The organism is Flavobacterium humidisoli, assembly GCF_023272795.1.
GTDB classification, from domain to species: domain Bacteria; phylum Bacteroidota; class Bacteroidia; order Flavobacteriales; family Flavobacteriaceae; genus Flavobacterium; species Flavobacterium humidisoli.
Genome location: NZ_CP096829.1, coordinates 5,019,391 through 5,037,414 on the forward strand (window position 1 = coordinate 5,019,391; position 18,024 = coordinate 5,037,414).

Below are 18,024 nucleotides of genomic sequence, written 5' to 3' on the forward strand. Positions count from 1 at the left end.
AATACAATTAATTAAAAAACAATGATTTAAATAGTCAATAGTAATTATTAAATTAATAAAATCTACTATGAGAACAAAATTATTTTTCTTCGTCATTCTGTTAGTTACATGTTCAGGTTATGCACAGCAAGATGCGCAGTACACACAGTATATGTACAATACAATAGCCATAAATCCTGCCTATGCAGGTTCCCGTGGAGTATTTAGCGTATTTGGCCTTTACCGCACCCAATGGGTTGGTCTTGATGGAGCACCAGAGACAAGCAGCTTCTCAATCAATACGCCAATAAACAATAGCAGACTAGGTATTGGAGCTTCATTAGTCAATGACAAAATTGGCCCTACAAATGAAAATAACATCTCAGTCGATCTGTCTTATACAATTCAGACATCTGCAGATTTCAAGCTATCATTTGGCATCAAGGGAACGGCAAACATCTTCAATTTAGATGTAAACAAATTAAATCCTGCAGACCAGGGCGACCCTCAATTTCAGGATTTAAACAGTAAATTCTCTCCAAACGTCGGAGCTGGAGTCTACTGGCATTCTGACAAAGCATACATTGGTTTGTCTGTTCCAAACTTTATTGAAACAAATCGTTACGACGATAATGATGTTGCTATCTATAAAGACAGAATCAATTACTACTTAATTGGGGGCTACGTATTCGATCTGGACAAATATCAGTATATAAAATTTAAACCCGCCATTTTAACCAAAATGGTTCAAGGGGCACCGCTGCAAGTGGATCTATCTGCGAATTTTATGTTCTATGATAAATTTATGATAGGTGCGGCCTATAGATGGAGCGCTTCATTAAGTGCTATGGTTGGATTTCAGATCACAGACGGACTATATTTAGGGTATGGCTACGATCGGGAAACTACCAAATTAAACAATTACAATTCAGGCTCGCACGAGATCTTCCTGCGTTATGAATTCTTCTCAAACAAAGGCAAAATGACAACTCCTCGCTTCTTTTAAAAATAAGGCATCATGAAAAACTATACACTACTTTTCGTTACAATTATAGGCGCTTTTTCATTCAGCAGTTATGCCCAGCAGACAAAAATAAATGCTGCGGACAAAAAATATGACAGCTACGCTTATGTCGATGCAATAAAGACCTATGAAAAAGTTGCCGCAAAAGGCTACAAATCTGAAGACATGTTTAAAAAACTGGGAAATGCCTATTATTTCAATTCAGATTTCCAGAACGCGGCAAAATGGTACGGCGAATTATTTGCAATGAATCCAAATCCTGAACCGGAATACTATTTTAGATATGCCCAATCTTTAAAATCGACTGGAGATATCGCCAAGGCCAATAAGCTTTTGGAAGAATTCAATGCTGTCTCAAAAAATGACAGCAGAGGAAAACTTTACAAAGAAGACATAAACTATATGGACCAGATAAAAGCAAATTCTGGGAGGTACCAGATAGAAGACGCGGGCATTAATAGCAAATACTCAGATTACGGCTCATTTGTCTATAATAATAAAATTTATTTTGCGTCTGCGCGAGATACGGGAAATTTTACACAGCGTAAACACAAATGGACAGGAGAATATTTCACCAATATTTATAATGCTGATCTGGATCCCGCAACGGGAACCGCATCAAAAGTGAATAAATTTAAATCGGCTATTAATACCAAATTTCACGAAGCTTCTCCTGTTTTTACCAAAGACGGAAAAACAGTCTATTTTACCCGAAACAACTATATTGACGGAAAAAAAGGCAAAGACGAAAGCAAAGTCACTTTAATCAAGCTTTACAGAGCCGAACTGGGAAAAGACAATAAATGGACTAATATTACCGAGCTTCCATTCAACAGCAATAACTACAGCACAGCGCATCCGGCTCTAAGCCCAGACGAAAAAACGCTGTATTTTGCTTCTGATATGCCAGGATCTTTTGGAGAATCTGATCTGTATAAAGTAACTATAAATTCAAATGGTGGCTATGGCCCTCCGCAAAATCTCGGAAACACGATTAATACGGAAGGAAAAGAAACCTATCCCTATCTAACCTCTGAAAATGAGATTTATTTTGCATCTGACGGACATCCGGGTCTGGGAGGATTGGATGTTTTTGTAGCCAATATTGACAATAGCGGAAAAATAAGCAATATTCAGAATGTCGGGGCAGATGTCAATTCTCCAAAAGATGATTTTGCGTACATTATTGATCCTGAAACAAGAAGAGGTTTCTTCACATCCAACAAAGATGGCGGACAGGGTTCTGATGACATCTATAGGTTCTTAGAAACTAGAAGACTCAAATGCATCCAACAGCTATACGGAATAATAACGGATGCTGAAACGGGGCTTGCGCTTCCAGGAGCAAAAGTCACTCTGTATGATGATCAGATGAATCTTAAAAATTCTGCTGTTGCAGACGGTTCCGGAGTATACACCTTTGATGTGGAATGCGGGAAAACGTATTATGTAAGAGCTGAAAAACCAGAATTCACTACAAAAGAAGTAAGTATAGCCATAGACAAAACAAGCGGCAAGACCAACCTGCCGATTGCACTGGAAAAAGCGACCTGCAAGGTTACCGTCGGTGATGATTTAGGAAAATGCTTCGGAATCAAAATGATTTACTTTGATTTGGATAAATCTAATATTAGAACAGAAGCGGCGCTTGATTTGGAAAAAATACTCGTTGTTTTAAACGATTATCCAACTATGAAATTGGATATCCGTTCACACACAGACAGCAGGGCATCGCACCAGTACAACGAAGCATTATCTGACCGCCGAGCCAAATCGACCGTTCAGTGGCTCATTAAAAACGGAATAGCTCCTAACCGATTAACAGGAAAAGGCTATGGCGAAACAGAATTGGTAAATAAATGCGCAGACGATGTTCCATGTACCGAAGAGGAACATCAGGCAAATAGACGAAGCGAATTTATTATTACTGCTTTATAACCTAAAAAAACAGATAAATAAAAAGCTGCCTGTATGGCAGCTTTTTTAATTTAAAAAGTCGTTGCAATTCTATGAATCACAACGACTTCTAAAAAACCAACCTGTTCAATATACTTTTAAAGCTTAACAAATATGTTAGTGTAATATTTTTTTCCTGTAGCTGGATCTGTTGTTACAGATAACCCAAAATGAGTATAATCGCCAACTATATTTTCTTTATGACCTGGACTATCCAACCAAGCTCTTACAGCGGCCTCTGGAGTTTTATAGTTGTAGGCAACATTCTCTCCCACTTTTTTAGCTCCCAATACATTAGTCATGTTAGCAGACCTAGCAACAAAATCATTATGATCTACAACATTATTCTGAATCATATATTTATTATGCTCTTCACATTTATAAGATATATGATTAATTCTTTCCAGAGAATTTAAACCAATACTCAAACGGTATTCGTTTATTAATCTCATCGTCTCTATTTCGGTATCGTTGTAGGTGTAGTTTGCAACAAGTGTTTCTGTTGGAGTAGTAGTTTCCAAGCCAGCTTCAGCGGAATCAGCAGAACATGCGTTCATTGCGACTAGAATCGCAATGAACAACATGGTGCGCATAATCTTTTTCATAATCATCAGCATTTTAGCGGTTTAAAGTAAATGTTGGGGCAAATCCTTTAAATTTATCTTTGAATAAATTCGTTCGTATTATTGTATACCAAACGTATTCAATTTACCGTTAAAGTGCAAAATTAATCGATGAAATGCATTTATTTTTTAATTTATTATATAAAATTCTTACGTAAAACTAATTTTAAGAAGACAACCTTTCAATCTTCCAAGAAAAATCTGACTGACTAGTATATCGAATTCTATCATGAAGCCTATTGGGTCTTCCCTGCCAAAATTCAACTTGCAATGGAGTCACAATATAGCCACCCCAATTTTCGGGTCTGGGAATTGCTTTTCCTTCAAATTCAGTTTCTAGTTTTTTTAAATTTTCTTCTAAAAAAGTTCTGGACGGAATCACTTCACTTTGCTTCGAAACAATCGCTCCAAGCTTGCTTCCATCAGGACGAGAATCAAAATAATTATCTGAAATAATCTCAGATGTTTTCTGAGCAATTCCTTTAATGATTACCTGACGTTCTGCTTCTTGCCAGAAAAATGACAAGCAAACATTTGGGTTTGCTTCTATTGCTTTTCCTTTCTCAGAATTGTAATTGGTGTAAAAGATAAACCCTTCTTCCGAAAATTTCTTCAATAAAACGACACGAGCCTTTGGAAAACCGTCCAATCCAATTGTAGAAACCGTCATGGCATTCACTTCTCCGCTTCCTCCAAAATCTTCAACCTCATGAAACCATCGGTTAAAAAGATTGATTGGATCTTCGGGAATAGTCGTCTCTAATAGTTCGCTTTTCTCATAAGATTTTCTATAATTACTTAAATCGTTCATGATTTATTATTTTAGATTGTTGACTTTAGATTTAGGTTTCAGGTTTCAGGTTTCAGGTTTCAGTTGACTAAATCTGAATATTTGACTGTCACACTAAGCGAAATCGAAGTGTTTTTAGAAACAGAACTTGCTTTGCAAACATGGGCTTCGACTTTGTTCAGCCTGACAAATTTAAAACTTCAAACTTCAAACTTTAAGCAACCATATACAAACTTAGTCCCTTAGAACCTCAGCATCTCAGAACCTTAGAACCTTTTTTAGTTAAAACTCGAAACTACGTCCATCATCTCCTAAAAGCACATTTGGAAAAACCGTTTCGGCTTCTTCTTTAAAACGCTCAATTCCGTCGTAACGTGTTGAATAATGACCTAAAATTAATTGTTTTATATTGGCTTTCAATGCAATATTTGCCGCTTCTTTTGCTGTCGAATGCAATGTTTTTTCTGCTAGCCTTGCTTCAGATTCCAGAAACGTAGACTCGTGATATAAAATATCTGTATTCTGTATAATCGGAATAATCTCTTCATTGTAAACGGTATCAGAACAGAAGGCATAACTTTTTGTTGGCGGCGGATCAAAAGTCAATTTTTTATTTTCAACTACAGTTCCATCGTCAAGTGTGATATCACTTCCATTTTTAATTTTCTGATAATAAGCCACATGAATATCATAATGCTGAACTGCTTCAATATCTAATTTTCTTTCATCTGGTTTTTCTTGAAACAGAAAGCCATTGGTATAAACGCGATGCTTTAACGGAATCGTTTTTACAATAACCTTTTTATCTTCAAAAATAACTTCACTTTCTTTTGATTCTAATTCGTGAAAAAACAAAGAATAAGTTGTCCAAGATTCAGTCAATCTTAACTGAAGAAGAATTAATTCTTTAATTCCTTTTGGACCATAAATATGTAAATCGGTTGTTCTTCCCAAAAGAGAAAAAGTAGAAATCGTCCCAATTAATCCGTACAAATGATCTCCGTGAAGATGGGAAATAAAAATATGATTGATTTTTGAGAATTTAATCTTATTCTTTCGAAGCTGAACTTGAGTTCCTTCTCCACAATCAATTAAAAACAATCGATTTTTAATTTCCAGAACCTGCGAAGTCGGATTAGTAAGTGTTCTCGGAGTTGCGGCGTAACAGCCCAGTATTGTAAGTTTCATTTAGATTGTTGATTTTAGATTTTAGATTGTTTTTTAGACCTCAACATTCAAAATCTAAAATCTGAACTCTAAAATCTACAATTAAAACCCTAGGTCTCTTTCGATTTCTTCCATTTCGATAATATCATGAGCTTCCAAAAGAGAAGGAACCACTGCTAATTTATCTGAAATAGCATTAAAATCAAGATCGGTTGCAACTATAACAAAAGATTTTTTTGTTTTTTTATGAAGCTTAGAAAGTGGTAAAAAAGCTTTCAAATCTTTTTCTGTAATTGCTGCATTAGCCGATAAATCGATTATAATATTTTGTTTTTCAAAGGTTTTAAACTGTTGCGTCACTTTTTCCAAGAAAGCGTTTACATCTCCTTGTGTATCTTTAATCGTAACGGTATGTCCTTTTTGATCTACTTTCATTTTTATAATTTGTGGGGGCTTGTATTTTATGATGCTAATTTAGTAAGTTTTTTTTAGTTTCAAGTTTCAGGTTTAAAGTTTGTCAAGCCACAACAGCTAAACTTGAAACCTGAAACCTGAAACTTGAAACTAAAAAATTAAAAATTACTGTATCTTAGAAGCCAGCAAATAAATAACCGCCATTCTAATCGCAACTCCATTCTCTACCTGATTCAAGATAACTGAATGATCAGAATCGGCCACTTCAGATGTAATCTCTACACCTCTATTGATTGGTCCTGGGTGCATGATTACGATTTCTTTTCCTAGCGAATCCAAAAGTGGTTTGTCAACCCCATATTGCTGCGCGTATTCGCGTGTTGATGGAAAGAAATTCACATCCATACGTTCGTTTTGTACACGAAGCATATTGGCAACGTCACACCATTCTAACGCTTTACGTAAATTCGGCTCCACTGTAACACCAAGCGATTCAATATATCTCGGAATCAGTGTTTTTGGTCCGCAAACTTTTACTTCTGCACCTTGCATCTGCAAAGCGTATATGTTGGATAAAGCCACTCTCGAATGCAGAATATCTCCAACAATCACTACTTTTTTTCCTGCAACATCACCTAATTTTTCTCTAATAGAATAACTGTCTAGTAAAGCCTGCGTTGGATGTTCGTGCGCACCGTCTCCAGCGTTTACAATACTAGCTTTGACATTTTTAGATAAAAAATAAGCCGCTCCGGGATTAGAGTGGCGCATTACAACCATGTCAACTTTCATGGAAAGGATATTATTTACAGTATCAATCAAAGTTTCTCCTTTTTTAACGGATGATTGAGCTGCAGAAAAACTGATCACATCTGCAGAAAGACGTTTCTGCGCTAATTCGAAAGAAAGTTTGGTTCTGGTACTGTTTTCGAAGAAAATATTGGCAATGGTAATATCTCGTAATGAAGGAACTTTTTTAATCGGTCTATTAATGACTTCTTTAAAATGATCTGCCGTTTCAAAAATCAGGTTAATATCATTCTCGTTGATATATTTTATTCCTAATAAATGATTTACGCTTAATTCTTTCATTGTGTGTGTTTATATGTTTTGTTTGTTTAATCGTTTCTTTGTTAAATTATTTAATCGTTTGGTTTTTCCGATTAAACAATTAACCGGTTAACCGATTAAACTAATTTGTCACTAAGTGAACAACATCTTCACCATCATTTTCTTTCCAGCTTACAATTACTTTTTCACCATTAATAGCATCTACCTGACGACCTCGATAATCGGGCTGAATTGGTAAATGACGGCTGAAACGTCTATCAATTAAAACCAATAATTCGATTTCTGAAGGTCTTCCAAAAGATTGAATGGCAGTTAACGCAGAACGAATGCTTCGGCCTGTAAACAAAACGTCATCGATAAAAATGACTTTTTTGTCTTCAACTATAAAATTGATTTGGGTTTTATTGGCTTCAAGCGGTTTATCAGTACGACGGAAATCATCTCTAAAAAAAGTGATGTCTAAATATCCCAAAGAAATTTCAGGAACTTGGTATTCGTTTTCTAATATTTGTTTTAAACGTTCAGCTAGAAAAACGCCTCTTGGCTGAATTCCTACTAAAATAGTATTTGAAAAATCAAGATGTTTTTCGATTAACTGACAAGCCAAACGGTGAAGTATGATAGTAACTTCTTTTGAATTAAGTAATACTTTCTGGCTCATAATTAATTGTAATGATTGATCGGGCAAATATACGGAATCTGATTTTATTTGTTGGGGTGTTGGATGGGGAAATATTTTATGACTTTTATATCTTCCTAACCACTTTATAGTATATTTTCGTATTGTGAATATTTTTATTTCATAAATTTTAATAGTAAATAATAAATGAACCAGACTTTAATTGAAAATGTAAAACTTGCCATCAATCCTAAATTTCAAGATTGGGTTTTATTTCAAAACGGAACTTACATTGTTTTTGATAATACTGACTCAATTAAAAACTTGAAAAGCGAAGCTATTAAAATCATGTCCGAATATGGTCCTGTTCATATCGGATCTCCTGCTGGTGATTTTGGAGTTACCACTCTTAAAAAGGCTCAAGGATGGTCAATATCAGGGCATTATTATGGAATGTATACCTATGTTCATCCATCAGAAATAAATACATTAGCACTCAATGAAAGTGAAATAGGCTTATTTGGTCGTTCAAAAAGAGACTTAGATGGTCAAAATCCCATCATTATATATATTAATAGAAAAGATATTGATGTAAAATTAATTGCTGGCTTCGTAGGTTTAAAAACTATAAAACTTCCATTTGTGTGCGGAAGCAACAATTTCAATCCCAAACTAATTTTAAAAGACGAATCTTTTGAACACAGAGGTTTTTTTTGGAACACTACAGGATACTACAATAACATTGAAAAAATTGATATCTACCTGGCTCACAAGACCACTAACATTGAAATTACCAAAACAAATTCTAAATTTACTTTTGTTGGAAATACAAACGATCATTTGGAACTAAGAAAATGCCTAGCGTTTTTTCATGAGAAAAAATGTACTTTGACACAAAAAGCTTTAGATTTTTTAAATCAGTAATATTTTTAACGGAATCTAATTGACAACAATCACAAATGAAAACATCTCTACAAAAAATTATCTTAAATCCCAAAAACATATTTTTATTTGATGCATTTGGAGCATTGCTTACAACTCTTATACTCTATTTTATCCTTAAAAATTTCAATGAATTTTTCGGTTTATCCAAAGATGTTTTCGAATGTCTTTCATCCATTGCTTTACTTTTTTTCATCTATTCAATAAGCAGTTATTTTTTAGTGAAGCAAAATTGGAAATCGTTTTTAAAAATAATCTGTAGCGCTAATATTCTATATTGTATTTTGACATTAAGCATAGTCTTATATAATTATGAAACAATTTCAATATATGGCATTGCTTACTTTCTAGCAGAAATAGCTGTAATTATCGGTCTTGTCTATTTTGAAATGAAATTTATAAAATCAAAATCCTAAAACATTTCCGAAAAATTCTATAACACATTTCCACGATTGTTGAAGTAATTTTATTATTGAACTTAAAAACTCAACATCATGCAAAATAAAATACTTAGATTGTTAATGGTATTCGTAATACTGTTTTCATTTACAAGCTGTGAAGTTATAGGAGACATTTTTAAAGCCGGAATGGGATTCGGGATATTTATCGTAATCTTTATCGTTGCGATTATTATCTGGATCTTTGCCAAAATGTTCGGCAGTAAATAAGTGATAAATAACAAATTAAAAAATCCCAAATTTCAAATAAAAACTGGAGTTTGGGATTTTCTTTTTAAACACATAGAAACATAGTTTTTGAAATCGTAGAAAGGCGTTTCACTTTTTTTAAAAAACATAGCTATGTGAAAGAATATAATTCTCTTTTGTAGTTCTTATTCGTACTTAATTCGACACTAAAAAACTATGTTTCTATGTGTTTAGAATTATACCCAAATAAAAAATCCCAATTCCAATTTCTAAGTAGATTTTGGAATTTGGGATTTTTAATATTAGAATTTAAAGACTAAAGATTGTACATCTTCTTTCTTTGTTCCTGAATTTTTTCATCATCAAGATATTCATCAAATGTCATGTAACGATCGATAACACCGTTTGGTGTCAACTCTACTATTCTGTTACCAACAGTCTGCGCGAACTCGTGGTCATGTGTTGTAAAAATTACAGAACCTTTAAAATTTTTCAATGAGTTGTTAAAAGCTGTAATAGATTCCAAATCTAAGTGATTTGTTGGCTCATCTAGCATTAAAACGTTTGCACGCTCCATCATCATTCTAGAAAGCATACAACGTACTTTTTCTCCTCCAGATAAAACTCTAGACGTTTTTAAAGCTTCTTCTCCAGAGAAAATCATTTTCCCTAAGAAACCTCTAATAAATACCTCATCACGCTCTTCTTCTGTTTTAGCATATTGGCGCAACCAGTCTACTAAAGTCAAATCGTTTTCGAAGTATTTGTGGTTTTCAGCTGGTAAATACGCTTGGTTTGTTGTAATTCCCCAATCGAAAGTTCCAGAATCTGCTTTTTGTTCGTTGTTTAAGATTTCGTAGAAAGCTGTTGTTGCACGTGAATCTTTAGAAAAAAGAACGATTTTATCGCCTTTCGCCATATTCAGGTTAATATCTTTAAATAAAACTTCTCCATCTACAGAAGCAGACAAGTTTTCTACATTTAAGATTTGATCTCCTGCTTCACGATCCTGATCAAAAATAATGGCAGGATAACGACGGCTTGATGGTTTAATTTCTGAAATATTTAATTTCGAAATCATTTTTTTACGAGAAGTTGCTTGTTTAGATTTCGCAACGTTTGCGCTAAAACGACGAATAAATTCTTCCAACTCCTGTTTCTTCTCTTCTGCTTTTTTGTTCTGTTGTGCACGTTGTTTTGCCGCTAATTGGCTAGACTCGTACCAGAATGTATAGTTTCCTGAGTAGTGGTTAATTTTTCCGAAATCAATATCAGAAATATGTGTACAAACCGCATCTAAAAAGTGACGGTCGTGAGATACAACGATTACAGTGTTTTCGTAGTTTGCTAAGAAGTTTTCTAACCAAGCGATTGTCTCAAAATCCAAATCGTTGGTAGGCTCATCCATAATCAGTAAGTCAGGATTTCCGAAAAGTGCCTGCGCCAAAAGCACACGAACTTTCATTTTTCCTTCCATATCACCCATTAAAGTATAATGGTCTGCTTCTGTGATTCCTAAGTTAGACAACATTGCTGCAGCATCAGAATCGGCGTTCCATCCGTTCATTTCTTCAAACTGAACTTGTAACTCCCCTATTCTGTCTGCATTAGCATCATTATAATCTAAATAAAGTTCATCCATTTCTTTTTTAACAGCGTACAGAACTTTATTTCCCATTAAAACGGTCTCCAAAACAGTATGTTCGTCGAACATGTTGTGGTTCTGGTTTAAAACCGACATACGTTTCCCTGGCTCTAAATGAATATGCCCCGAAGTTGGATCAATATCGCCCGAAATCACTTTTAAGAAAGTAGATTTTCCTGCTCCATTAGCTCCAATAACGCCGTAAATATTTCCGTGAGTAAACGTAGTATTTACTTCGTCGAATAAAATTCTTTTACCAAACTGAACTGATAAATTATTGACTGTTAACATGAATGTCTTTTTAATTAATTTGGTGCAAAAGTACGGAAAAAGGTTCAGAGTTGCAAAGATGCAAAGGTTCAAAGTTTTTTATGCTGATGATGGGTTCTCGCAGAGGCGCAGAGTTTTGTTTTACCAATCTGATTACTACATAATCTTGTCATTTCGAGGAACGAGAAATCTTCGCAAGAAACTCCGTCCCTATAATTTCTAATCTTTGTCGAGCTACTTGTGGAGATTTCTCGTTCCTCGAAATGACAAAAATGAGGTTACTTTGCCATAAAACTTTGCGACTTCGCTCCCGATAGCTATGGGGATTGCGAGATTAATTTAACTTACAGCTTGGTTTCTTTCGCCAAAGCCACTTCAAGACTCTCAAAGTTCGGAAGCACTTTAGCAATCATTCCTTCTTTGTTGATGATGAAATGTGTTGGGAATGAATTCAATTGCAGAGATTCATTCATATAGACTTTCATATCTGGAATTACAGAATAAGTCAAAGGTTTTCTAGCTAAAAACGTTTTTAATTGTTCTGCTGAATCTTCGGCTAAACTCATAAAAACAATATCGTTTCGGTCTTTGTATTCTGAAACTAATTTATTGACTTGAGGAAATTCTCTAATACAAGGCGTACAGTGAATGTACCAGCATTTTATCACTATGATTTTTCCCTTCATGGATTCGTTCGTAACCAGATTTCCGTCTAAATCTTTAAATGAAAATTTTGGAAAAGCGGTTCCTTCCATTTTGTAGTTTTTGTAAGCATCAAAACCAATTTGATTGATTGTTGCTTTTATGCTCGTATTTGTTTTGGGCTGAATTTTGAATAGTTTATAAACGTAAATATTGGCTTCTGACTTCAATCGAACTGGAATGAAGTTTCCATTTGCCAGCTGATCTAAAAAAGCTTCTTTTGAGATTTCTTTTGAAGCTGAATCTAAGGCAGTAAAATCTCTCGAAAGCATTATTCCTTTATTATAAACCGTCCATTGCTCGTAAGTTTTCTGAATTTGAATGGGATCAACTTCTGGATTTCCGAATTTATTTTGAGCGAAAGAAGTAGCGAAAATTAAGAATGCAATTATAGTAGTGAATGATATTTTCATGAAGTTTTATGCGATAATTGTAAATTCAAAAGTACGGATTTCTTTTTAACCGCAATCTCGATAGTTATCGGGAGCGAAGGCATACTTAAAGTTCGCAAAGGTCTTTAAATCCTTAAATTTCACTAATAACCGTATTTACAGCCGATTGACACAAATAAGTGTCATGTTTAAAAATAATTATTATTTAATTTACAAAAATTATAAGATTATGATTACAGATGACTTTTCAACCGAAGTTGAAACAAGATTAAATGATTTTTTTACTGATAAGATTAATTATAAAGAAATGGCAAAAATGATACGAGAAGTAAATAATGTACTTTCATTATGTGTTATGAGAGATTGCGAAATCATCAAATTTGGGGTAAAGAATATTGATGACAGTTTTTATTGGCTTAACAAACTCGCAGAAGTTTTAGATCCTTATTTGGATGCATAAAATACTAGAAATGATCAAAACTAAAAAAACCTGGCAGTAAAACTACCAGGTTCATAATGCACCTCTTTAGGCAAAAACCAAATAACAAATTACCTAAAGTCGCATTTGTTAGAAATAAAATAGATTAAAACATAAATAACCAAACTCAATTTTAACCGTCCCGTTTTTTATTTCTAAATTTTCAATTCTTTTATATTAGTTTAAAAAGTTCATTACTTTCAATGACTTTTTGTGTCCAGATTTATCTGTTACTATCACTACAAAAATTTGTCTACTAGCAAAACTTGGACTATGAAGCAATACTTCTTTATTATTTTGAATATTTCTAGAACTTGTAACATTCTGTCCTATTGTATTGAATACATCAACCTGAGCAATCTCTTCTGTATCATTAGATACCGATAAAGTATTGTTTCTAAAATAAGCCACAGTCGTATTACTATCAGTCGTTATATCTTCTACAGCCAATGTTTTAGCCGTAGCTTGCGATGCAAAATAAGCTGCGTATGCTTTAGACAATTCAGATGAATTACCACAAGAAGAGGCATCCCAGTTTACAGACCAAGTCATTAAACCTCTCAAAGAAGGATACGGTCCGCCAGGCTGCATCGTGTAGGTTCTTCCAGTGAAATTGGTTCCGTTTCTTAAATAGTCCATAGCGTTAATTCCTTCTGTCGGAGTTAGATATCCGCTACCTGCTGCACTCGGACAAGCTGGCAATGCAATAAGAACTTTTGAGGCTGGCAAACCATCAAAATGCATTCCTGTTGAAGCAATGTTATATCCTTTTATGATCATATCTGTTAAGGCTGTAACCATGTTTGCTTTCTTAGCCGTACCATAATATTGACCATCTAATCCGTTTTCTCCTCCTGTGTTATACAATTGTACCGCTAACAAATCCAATTCATTACGCAAGTTTTGAATAATTGGAAGGAACGAACCAAAAGTATCTGTATAAGTAGTATATCCTCCTTGTACGTATTGCGTTTCTGGAGCTGCAGTTAATAAAAATCCAGGTCCATAGTACGCTTTTAATTCTTTGAAAGCATCTACTACGTTTTTTAATCTTGGATAAGCCGAAATACCCGCATAAGAAATATCTCTTAAACCTCCTGCGCTAAAATTCATCGATCCGCCTTCAAAATCAATATCAACTCCATCAAATTGATACTCGTCAATAATAGCTTTTAGACCGTTAACAAAAATATTTTTTTGAGTAACATTATCTAAAACAACATGACCATTTTGACCTCCAATAGAAACAATAACAGGAACACCGCTATCTCTTAAGGCTTTGATATCGTTTTTCAACAATTGCTTATTGAAAACGCCATTAGTCAAATATCTTGCGTCATTTGTTGTTAATATTGGTGTATAACCATCGCGATTAACCGTTTCTACGAAAGAATAATCCACTACATTAAACTTACTTCCGACCATTTGAGAAAAATATAAAAATGGAGCTGCAGTATTTTCCCAAGAGTGCGCGTATCCTAAAATAATTTTAGATGGAAGCGGTATAAATCGATTACCACTTATAGTAGCAATTTTAATGGTATTGTTGAATGTAGTTACAGCAGCTTTGTTATCGGTTGCTTTGATTACAATTGGATAATCCTGATAAGCGGTTGGCGTAAAATTATACGTATAAGTATTATTTGTACCTGCTGTCATATTAAATGTTCCTCCATTTATGGTAATAGTAACACCAGAAACTGATCCGTCACTATCAACAGCTGTAACTGAAATTGGTACAACTTGAAAAGAACTTTGGTAAATAGTAGTATTTGATGGTGAATTCCAAGTAATTACAGGTAATGCATTTGGACAGTTTGCACCTGAACAGTTTAATGTAAAACTATATATTTTCGAATCTGTTGTTCCATTCGAAGCCGTAGCCGTAACAGTTAAGGTATGACTTTGCGAAAACTGATTTGCTACTGGTGTCCAAACTGCTGTATAAGTTCCAGAAGAATTAGTAGCGCTCAAATTTTGTCCGTCTAAACTAAATGCAACAGAAGAGATTGTAGTAGCATCTGCAGCACTTAATCCAACACTTGCAACAAAATTAATCGATGATCCTAAATTTATAGCAATCGCCGAAGCTGTTGGCGCTGTAATAGCAACCACAGGCTTAGTCGTAACCACCGCTTGTGTATTGAAATTATAAACTGTTGGCGTTGTCGGAACAGCAAAGTTTGCCAGATTATTTGGGAAGTATGCTACTTCTCCGTTTTGCCATGAATTTAATTTCAAACTTAAGATTTGCGTATAACCTGCTACAACCGAATTATCGAAAGTATAGTTTCCAGATGCATCTGTTGTTGCTAAAACACTTTTCCAGTTGTGTGTGTTATCTGTCCAAGGTAAAACAATTTCTACTTTGGCTCCTGAAACTGGAGTTGTTCCGTTTTTAACTGTTCCGCTAATTAAATTTGTCGCCGCTGCTAATGCTGCTTTAGCCGTTGAACTTGTATTAAAGTTGTAAACTGTTGGAGATGATGGAACAGGAAAGTTTGCCAAATTATTTGGATAATAATTTACCTCTCCGTTTGACCAAGTATTTAACTTCAAACTTGTAATGGTTGTATAACCGTCTACAACAGAATTATCAAAACTGTATTTTCCTTGTGCATCTGTTGTTGCCAGAACACTTTTCCAAGGATGTGCGTTATCTGTCCAAGGTAAAACCAATTCTACTTTGGCTCCTGAAACTGGAGTTGTTCCGTTTTTAACTGTTCCGCTAATTTTGCTTGAAGTCGTTACAACATCTTGAGCAAAGTTTAATGTTTTGTTAGCATTCAAATTAGAATAAACTGTCGATGCTGGCGTGAATGTCTGGCCTGTTAAAGCTGCAGTTACAGTATAATTTCCGCCAGAAGCTAAAGTCAATGAATATGCTCCACTTGAATTAGTTGTTGCCGTAACATTTCCTGCTGTAGAAGCCGCCGTAATGGTTACGCCAGAAACTGGAGTTGTTCCGTTAAGAACTGTTCCGCTTACAGTGTACGTTACAATTGCTGCGCCTTGAGTAAAATTCAACGTCTTGTTAGCATCGATTGCATTGTAAACTGTTGAAGCTGGAGTATAAGAAAATCCAGATTTTGAAGCTGAAACTGTGAAGTTTAAACCAGCTGTTAAACCTGCAACGCTGTAAGTTCCGCTTGCATTTGAAACTGCTGTTAAAGTTGTACTTCCTGAAACCGCAGAAACCGTTACACCCGAAACTGGAGTAGTCCCGTCCAGAACTGTTCCGCTTACAGTATATGTTGGCTGTGTTCCATTAATCACAACTGCTGTCTGATTTACGGTTACATTATTTAGCGATACTGGAACAAATGTATAACTCGCTTTTAAAGCTGTAAGCGAATAGTTTTGTCCTGAAGTTAAATTATTGAATGCAAAGTTTCCATTAGCAGAAACTACAGTTTGAATTACTGCATTGCTTGCATTTCGCAATTCAACCGTAACATTGGTAATCAAAGTTGATCCGTTTTTTACAGAACCAGAAATACTCACTGTCCCTGGAACAACGCTTCCGAAAGAAGTATCAACTTGGTTTAATAATGAATTAGGAATTGATCCTCTGGTATCTTGAGATAATTCCCAAATCATACCTCCTGCTAAGTTTCTTGATTTTATATACTGTACTTTTAAATCCATTGACTGTTTATCTTCATAAGAAATAAACTCTTTGGTAGTAGCGTTATATAAATATGGAACTTTGGTAGTATTATCAAAATAACGAACCCATCCTGCTGAAGCCGCAGATGGCGTTACCATCATCGTATTTGGATCTAAATAAGCATGCGAATTGGTAACTGGATTTCCAACTAAATCACAGATTTCGATACTTCCAGATTTTTCACAAGCTCCCGAACCATCCCATGTTCCTGTTGGGTTTTGAGGATTAGTACATCCAGGAACTATATATCTTGGTGCTGCAACAAATAATCCGTTTGTTGAATTTGCAGCAACGTTATCAAATTTTTTTCCGTAGAAAGGCAATCCCATGATTAATTTATTGGCAGGAAAACCAATTACATTTAGATATTGATTCGTTAATTCGTCTAATGATTCTGATTGCGTTGCGCCATACAACGGATCGTTTGGATTCCCGCTCGCATATAAAGGAGCATTGTAACAAGTTTTATCATACCAGTTTCCTCCAAAATCATATCCGAAATAGGTAATATAATCACAGTAAGTCGAAATATCTTCGGTCATTCCATACTGCGATCTGTTGTTTGGCCCTAAATACTGTTTAGCAACGTTTCTAACATTGTTTCCAGCAGCAATAGTAACCAATTTATTTGGCATTGCCTGACGCATCGCTTTTAACAAAAGCACTAAATTTTTATTGTCGTCTGGACTGTATTTTTGCGGAGGAACAGGCGCGCCATTTACTATTTCTGTACCGTCAGTTCCACCCGAAAGAGGATATTCCCAATCGATATCGAAACCATCAATAAACGGATATGTAGTAATAAAGTTTGCCATATCTGCTGCTAAAGCTGCTCTTGCTACAGGACTTGCAGCAATTGGAGAAAGATCTTGTCCTTTTGTCCAGCCTCCAACAGAAATTAAAATTTTTAAATGCGGATACTTTTCTTTTAATTTCATTAAATCATAAAAGTTTCCTTTAACTGGCGCATCCCACGGAATGCCGCCTTCCATATGCTCAAAATCAGCATAAGTGTCTAAACATTTTAACTTGGTATTCTCTGGATGTGCAGGATCATAAGTTGTCCCATAAAAAGAATAATTTAAATGCGTTATTTTACTTCCGTCAATTTTAGGAACATTAAAATCCCTAGCATAGATAGACCATTGCGCATAATACCCCACTACTTTTTTTCCGTGAGCTGGTTGAGCCAACGCTAGTAAGGGAAACAATAACAAAAAGAGCAATCTGTAATAATGTTTCATAGTTAATAAATATTAGTTAATAGAAAATAAATAATTGGGCCACAGAAGCTTTCAACACCTTCTGGGTTTCGCTCAACTGCAGATTGGAACCCCGCGGTCGATTGGAAATAAACTCAAATTACATTCTATAGATAAATATTACTATTACTGATTCATTCATAATCATTAGTAAATAGCAGTGATTGATATTTATTTATAATTCTAAAAATAATCTTAAATACAAATGATAGATTTGGGACTAATCATCAATCTATACTCTCGTTTTTTGTCATGTTTTATGGTATTCTTATTCTTCTATTTGGTTTTAAAGGTTAATACTAATTTCATGGCTTATATTTTATTATCCGATTAAGTTAAGTGCTTCTTATATCACAAATCTCAGCCCTAACCA

Annotated in this window: 14 protein-coding genes; 5 read left to right on the forward strand and 9 right to left on the reverse strand. The window is 34.7% G+C overall.

The features are described from left to right. Positions 1-67 precede the first annotated feature (67 nt). Together M0M44_RS21035 and M0M44_RS21040 are read left to right on the forward strand one after the other, a co-directional pair. Complete coding sequence (locus tag M0M44_RS21035) at positions 68-985, forward strand: PorP/SprF family type IX secretion system membrane protein (protein ID WP_248727486.1); 918 nt, start codon at positions 68-70, stop codon at positions 983-985. A gap of 12 nt (positions 986-997) precedes the next feature. Then, entirely contained in the window at positions 998-2,941 is a 1,944-nt protein-coding gene (locus tag M0M44_RS21040) for an OmpA family protein (RefSeq protein ID WP_248727487.1), read from the forward strand. Between the two features lie 116 nt (positions 2,942-3,057). Here M0M44_RS21040 and M0M44_RS21045 read toward each other — a convergent pair whose 3' ends face one another. The 6 genes from M0M44_RS21045 to pyrR all read right to left on the reverse strand — a co-directional run bounded on the left by M0M44_RS21045 (position 3,058) and on the right by pyrR (position 7,685). Further along, on the reverse strand, positions 3,058-3,564 hold the full coding sequence (locus M0M44_RS21045; protein WP_248727488.1) for a CAP domain-containing protein: 507 nt from the start codon (positions 3,562-3,564) through the stop codon (positions 3,058-3,060). A gap of 184 nt (positions 3,565-3,748) precedes the next feature. Continuing rightward, entirely contained in the window at positions 3,749-4,393 is a 645-nt protein-coding gene (pdxH, locus tag M0M44_RS21050) for a pyridoxamine 5'-phosphate oxidase (protein WP_248727489.1), read from the reverse strand. A 261-nt stretch (positions 4,394-4,654) separates the two neighbouring features. After that, positions 4,655-5,560 carry a ribonuclease Z gene (locus M0M44_RS21055; RefSeq protein ID WP_248727490.1) on the reverse strand — a complete coding sequence of 302 codons (906 nt, stop codon included), beginning with the start codon at positions 5,558-5,560 and terminating at the stop codon, positions 4,655-4,657. 81 nt (positions 5,561-5,641) lie between these two features. Then, positions 5,642-5,974, reverse strand: a complete 333-nt coding sequence (locus M0M44_RS21060) for a ribonuclease Z (protein WP_248727491.1) — start codon at positions 5,972-5,974, stop codon at positions 5,642-5,644. A gap of 144 nt (positions 5,975-6,118) precedes the next feature. Further along, positions 6,119-7,045, reverse strand: a complete 927-nt coding sequence (locus tag M0M44_RS21065; protein WP_029273654.1) for an aspartate carbamoyltransferase catalytic subunit — start codon at positions 7,043-7,045, stop codon at positions 6,119-6,121. Positions 7,046-7,145: 100 nt separating this feature from the next. Then, positions 7,146-7,685: a bifunctional pyr operon transcriptional regulator/uracil phosphoribosyltransferase PyrR gene (pyrR, locus tag M0M44_RS21070; protein ID WP_091493031.1), complete on the reverse strand. Its 540-nt coding sequence runs from the start codon at positions 7,683-7,685 to the stop codon at positions 7,146-7,148. A gap of 165 nt (positions 7,686-7,850) precedes the next feature. Here pyrR and M0M44_RS21075 point away from each other — a divergent pair, with 165 nt between their 5' ends. Further along, positions 7,851-8,567 (forward strand): hypothetical protein, encoded by a 717-nt coding sequence (locus M0M44_RS21075; protein WP_248727492.1) that lies wholly within the window; start codon positions 7,851-7,853, stop codon positions 8,565-8,567. Positions 8,568-9,079: 512 nt separating this feature from the next. After that, positions 9,080-9,253, forward strand: a complete 174-nt coding sequence (locus M0M44_RS21080; RefSeq protein WP_198856286.1) for a hypothetical protein — start codon at positions 9,080-9,082, stop codon at positions 9,251-9,253. A 295-nt stretch (positions 9,254-9,548) separates the two neighbouring features. Here the strand turns inward: M0M44_RS21080 and M0M44_RS21085 are convergent, their stop codons facing one another. Both M0M44_RS21085 and M0M44_RS21090 read right to left on the reverse strand, forming a co-directional pair. Beyond that, a complete protein-coding gene (locus M0M44_RS21085) occupies positions 9,549-11,168 on the reverse strand; it encodes an ABC-F family ATP-binding cassette domain-containing protein (RefSeq protein ID WP_248727493.1) in 1,620 nt (539 codons plus the stop codon). A gap of 323 nt (positions 11,169-11,491) precedes the next feature. Beyond that, on the reverse strand, positions 11,492-12,262 hold the full coding sequence (locus M0M44_RS21090; protein ID WP_248727494.1) for a TlpA family protein disulfide reductase: 771 nt from the start codon (positions 12,260-12,262) through the stop codon (positions 11,492-11,494). A gap of 208 nt (positions 12,263-12,470) precedes the next feature. Between M0M44_RS21090 and M0M44_RS21095 the strand changes: the two genes are divergently transcribed. Continuing rightward, positions 12,471-12,701: a hypothetical protein gene (locus M0M44_RS21095; RefSeq protein WP_248727495.1), complete on the forward strand. Its 231-nt coding sequence runs from the start codon at positions 12,471-12,473 to the stop codon at positions 12,699-12,701. Between the two features lie 195 nt (positions 12,702-12,896). On the opposite strand, the gene chiA is transcribed toward M0M44_RS21095, so the two are convergent. Next, positions 12,897-17,633, reverse strand: coding sequence for a T9SS-translocated chitinase ChiA (chiA, locus tag M0M44_RS21100; RefSeq protein WP_248727496.1), 4,737 nt, complete (start codon positions 17,631-17,633; stop codon positions 12,897-12,899). Positions 17,634-18,024 lie beyond the last annotated feature (391 nt).

Bases quoted from the DNA above. Each gene is read 5' to 3' on its own strand.
- pyrR (WP_091493031.1), bottom strand. From the start codon at position 7,685: ATGAGCCAGAAAGTATTACTTAATTCAAAAGAAGTTACTATCATACTT.
- M0M44_RS21040 (WP_248727487.1), top strand. From the start codon at position 998: ATGAAAAACTATACACTACTTTTCGTTACAATTATAGGCGCTTTTTCA.
- pdxH (WP_248727489.1), bottom strand. From the start codon at position 4,393: ATGAACGATTTAAGTAATTATAGAAAATCTTATGAGAAAAGCGAACTA.
- M0M44_RS21095 (WP_248727495.1), top strand. From the start codon at position 12,471: ATGATTACAGATGACTTTTCAACCGAAGTTGAAACAAGATTAAATGAT.
- M0M44_RS21065 (WP_029273654.1), bottom strand. From the start codon at position 7,045: ATGAAAGAATTAAGCGTAAATCATTTATTAGGAATAAAATATATCAAC.
- M0M44_RS21035 (WP_248727486.1), top strand. From the start codon at position 68: ATGAGAACAAAATTATTTTTCTTCGTCATTCTGTTAGTTACATGTTCA.
- M0M44_RS21080 (WP_198856286.1), top strand. From the start codon at position 9,080: ATGCAAAATAAAATACTTAGATTGTTAATGGTATTCGTAATACTGTTT.
- M0M44_RS21060 (WP_248727491.1), bottom strand. From the start codon at position 5,974: ATGAAAGTAGATCAAAAAGGACATACCGTTACGATTAAAGATACACAA.
- M0M44_RS21085 (WP_248727493.1), bottom strand. From the start codon at position 11,168: ATGTTAACAGTCAATAATTTATCAGTTCAGTTTGGTAAAAGAATTTTA.
- M0M44_RS21045 (WP_248727488.1), bottom strand. From the start codon at position 3,564: ATGAAAAAGATTATGCGCACCATGTTGTTCATTGCGATTCTAGTCGCA.
- M0M44_RS21075 (WP_248727492.1), top strand. From the start codon at position 7,851: ATGAACCAGACTTTAATTGAAAATGTAAAACTTGCCATCAATCCTAAA.
- chiA (WP_248727496.1), bottom strand. From the start codon at position 17,633: ATGAAACATTATTACAGATTGCTCTTTTTGTTATTGTTTCCCTTACTA.
- M0M44_RS21055 (WP_248727490.1), bottom strand. From the start codon at position 5,560: ATGAAACTTACAATACTGGGCTGTTACGCCGCAACTCCGAGAACACTT.
- M0M44_RS21090 (WP_248727494.1), bottom strand. From the start codon at position 12,262: ATGAAAATATCATTCACTACTATAATTGCATTCTTAATTTTCGCTACT.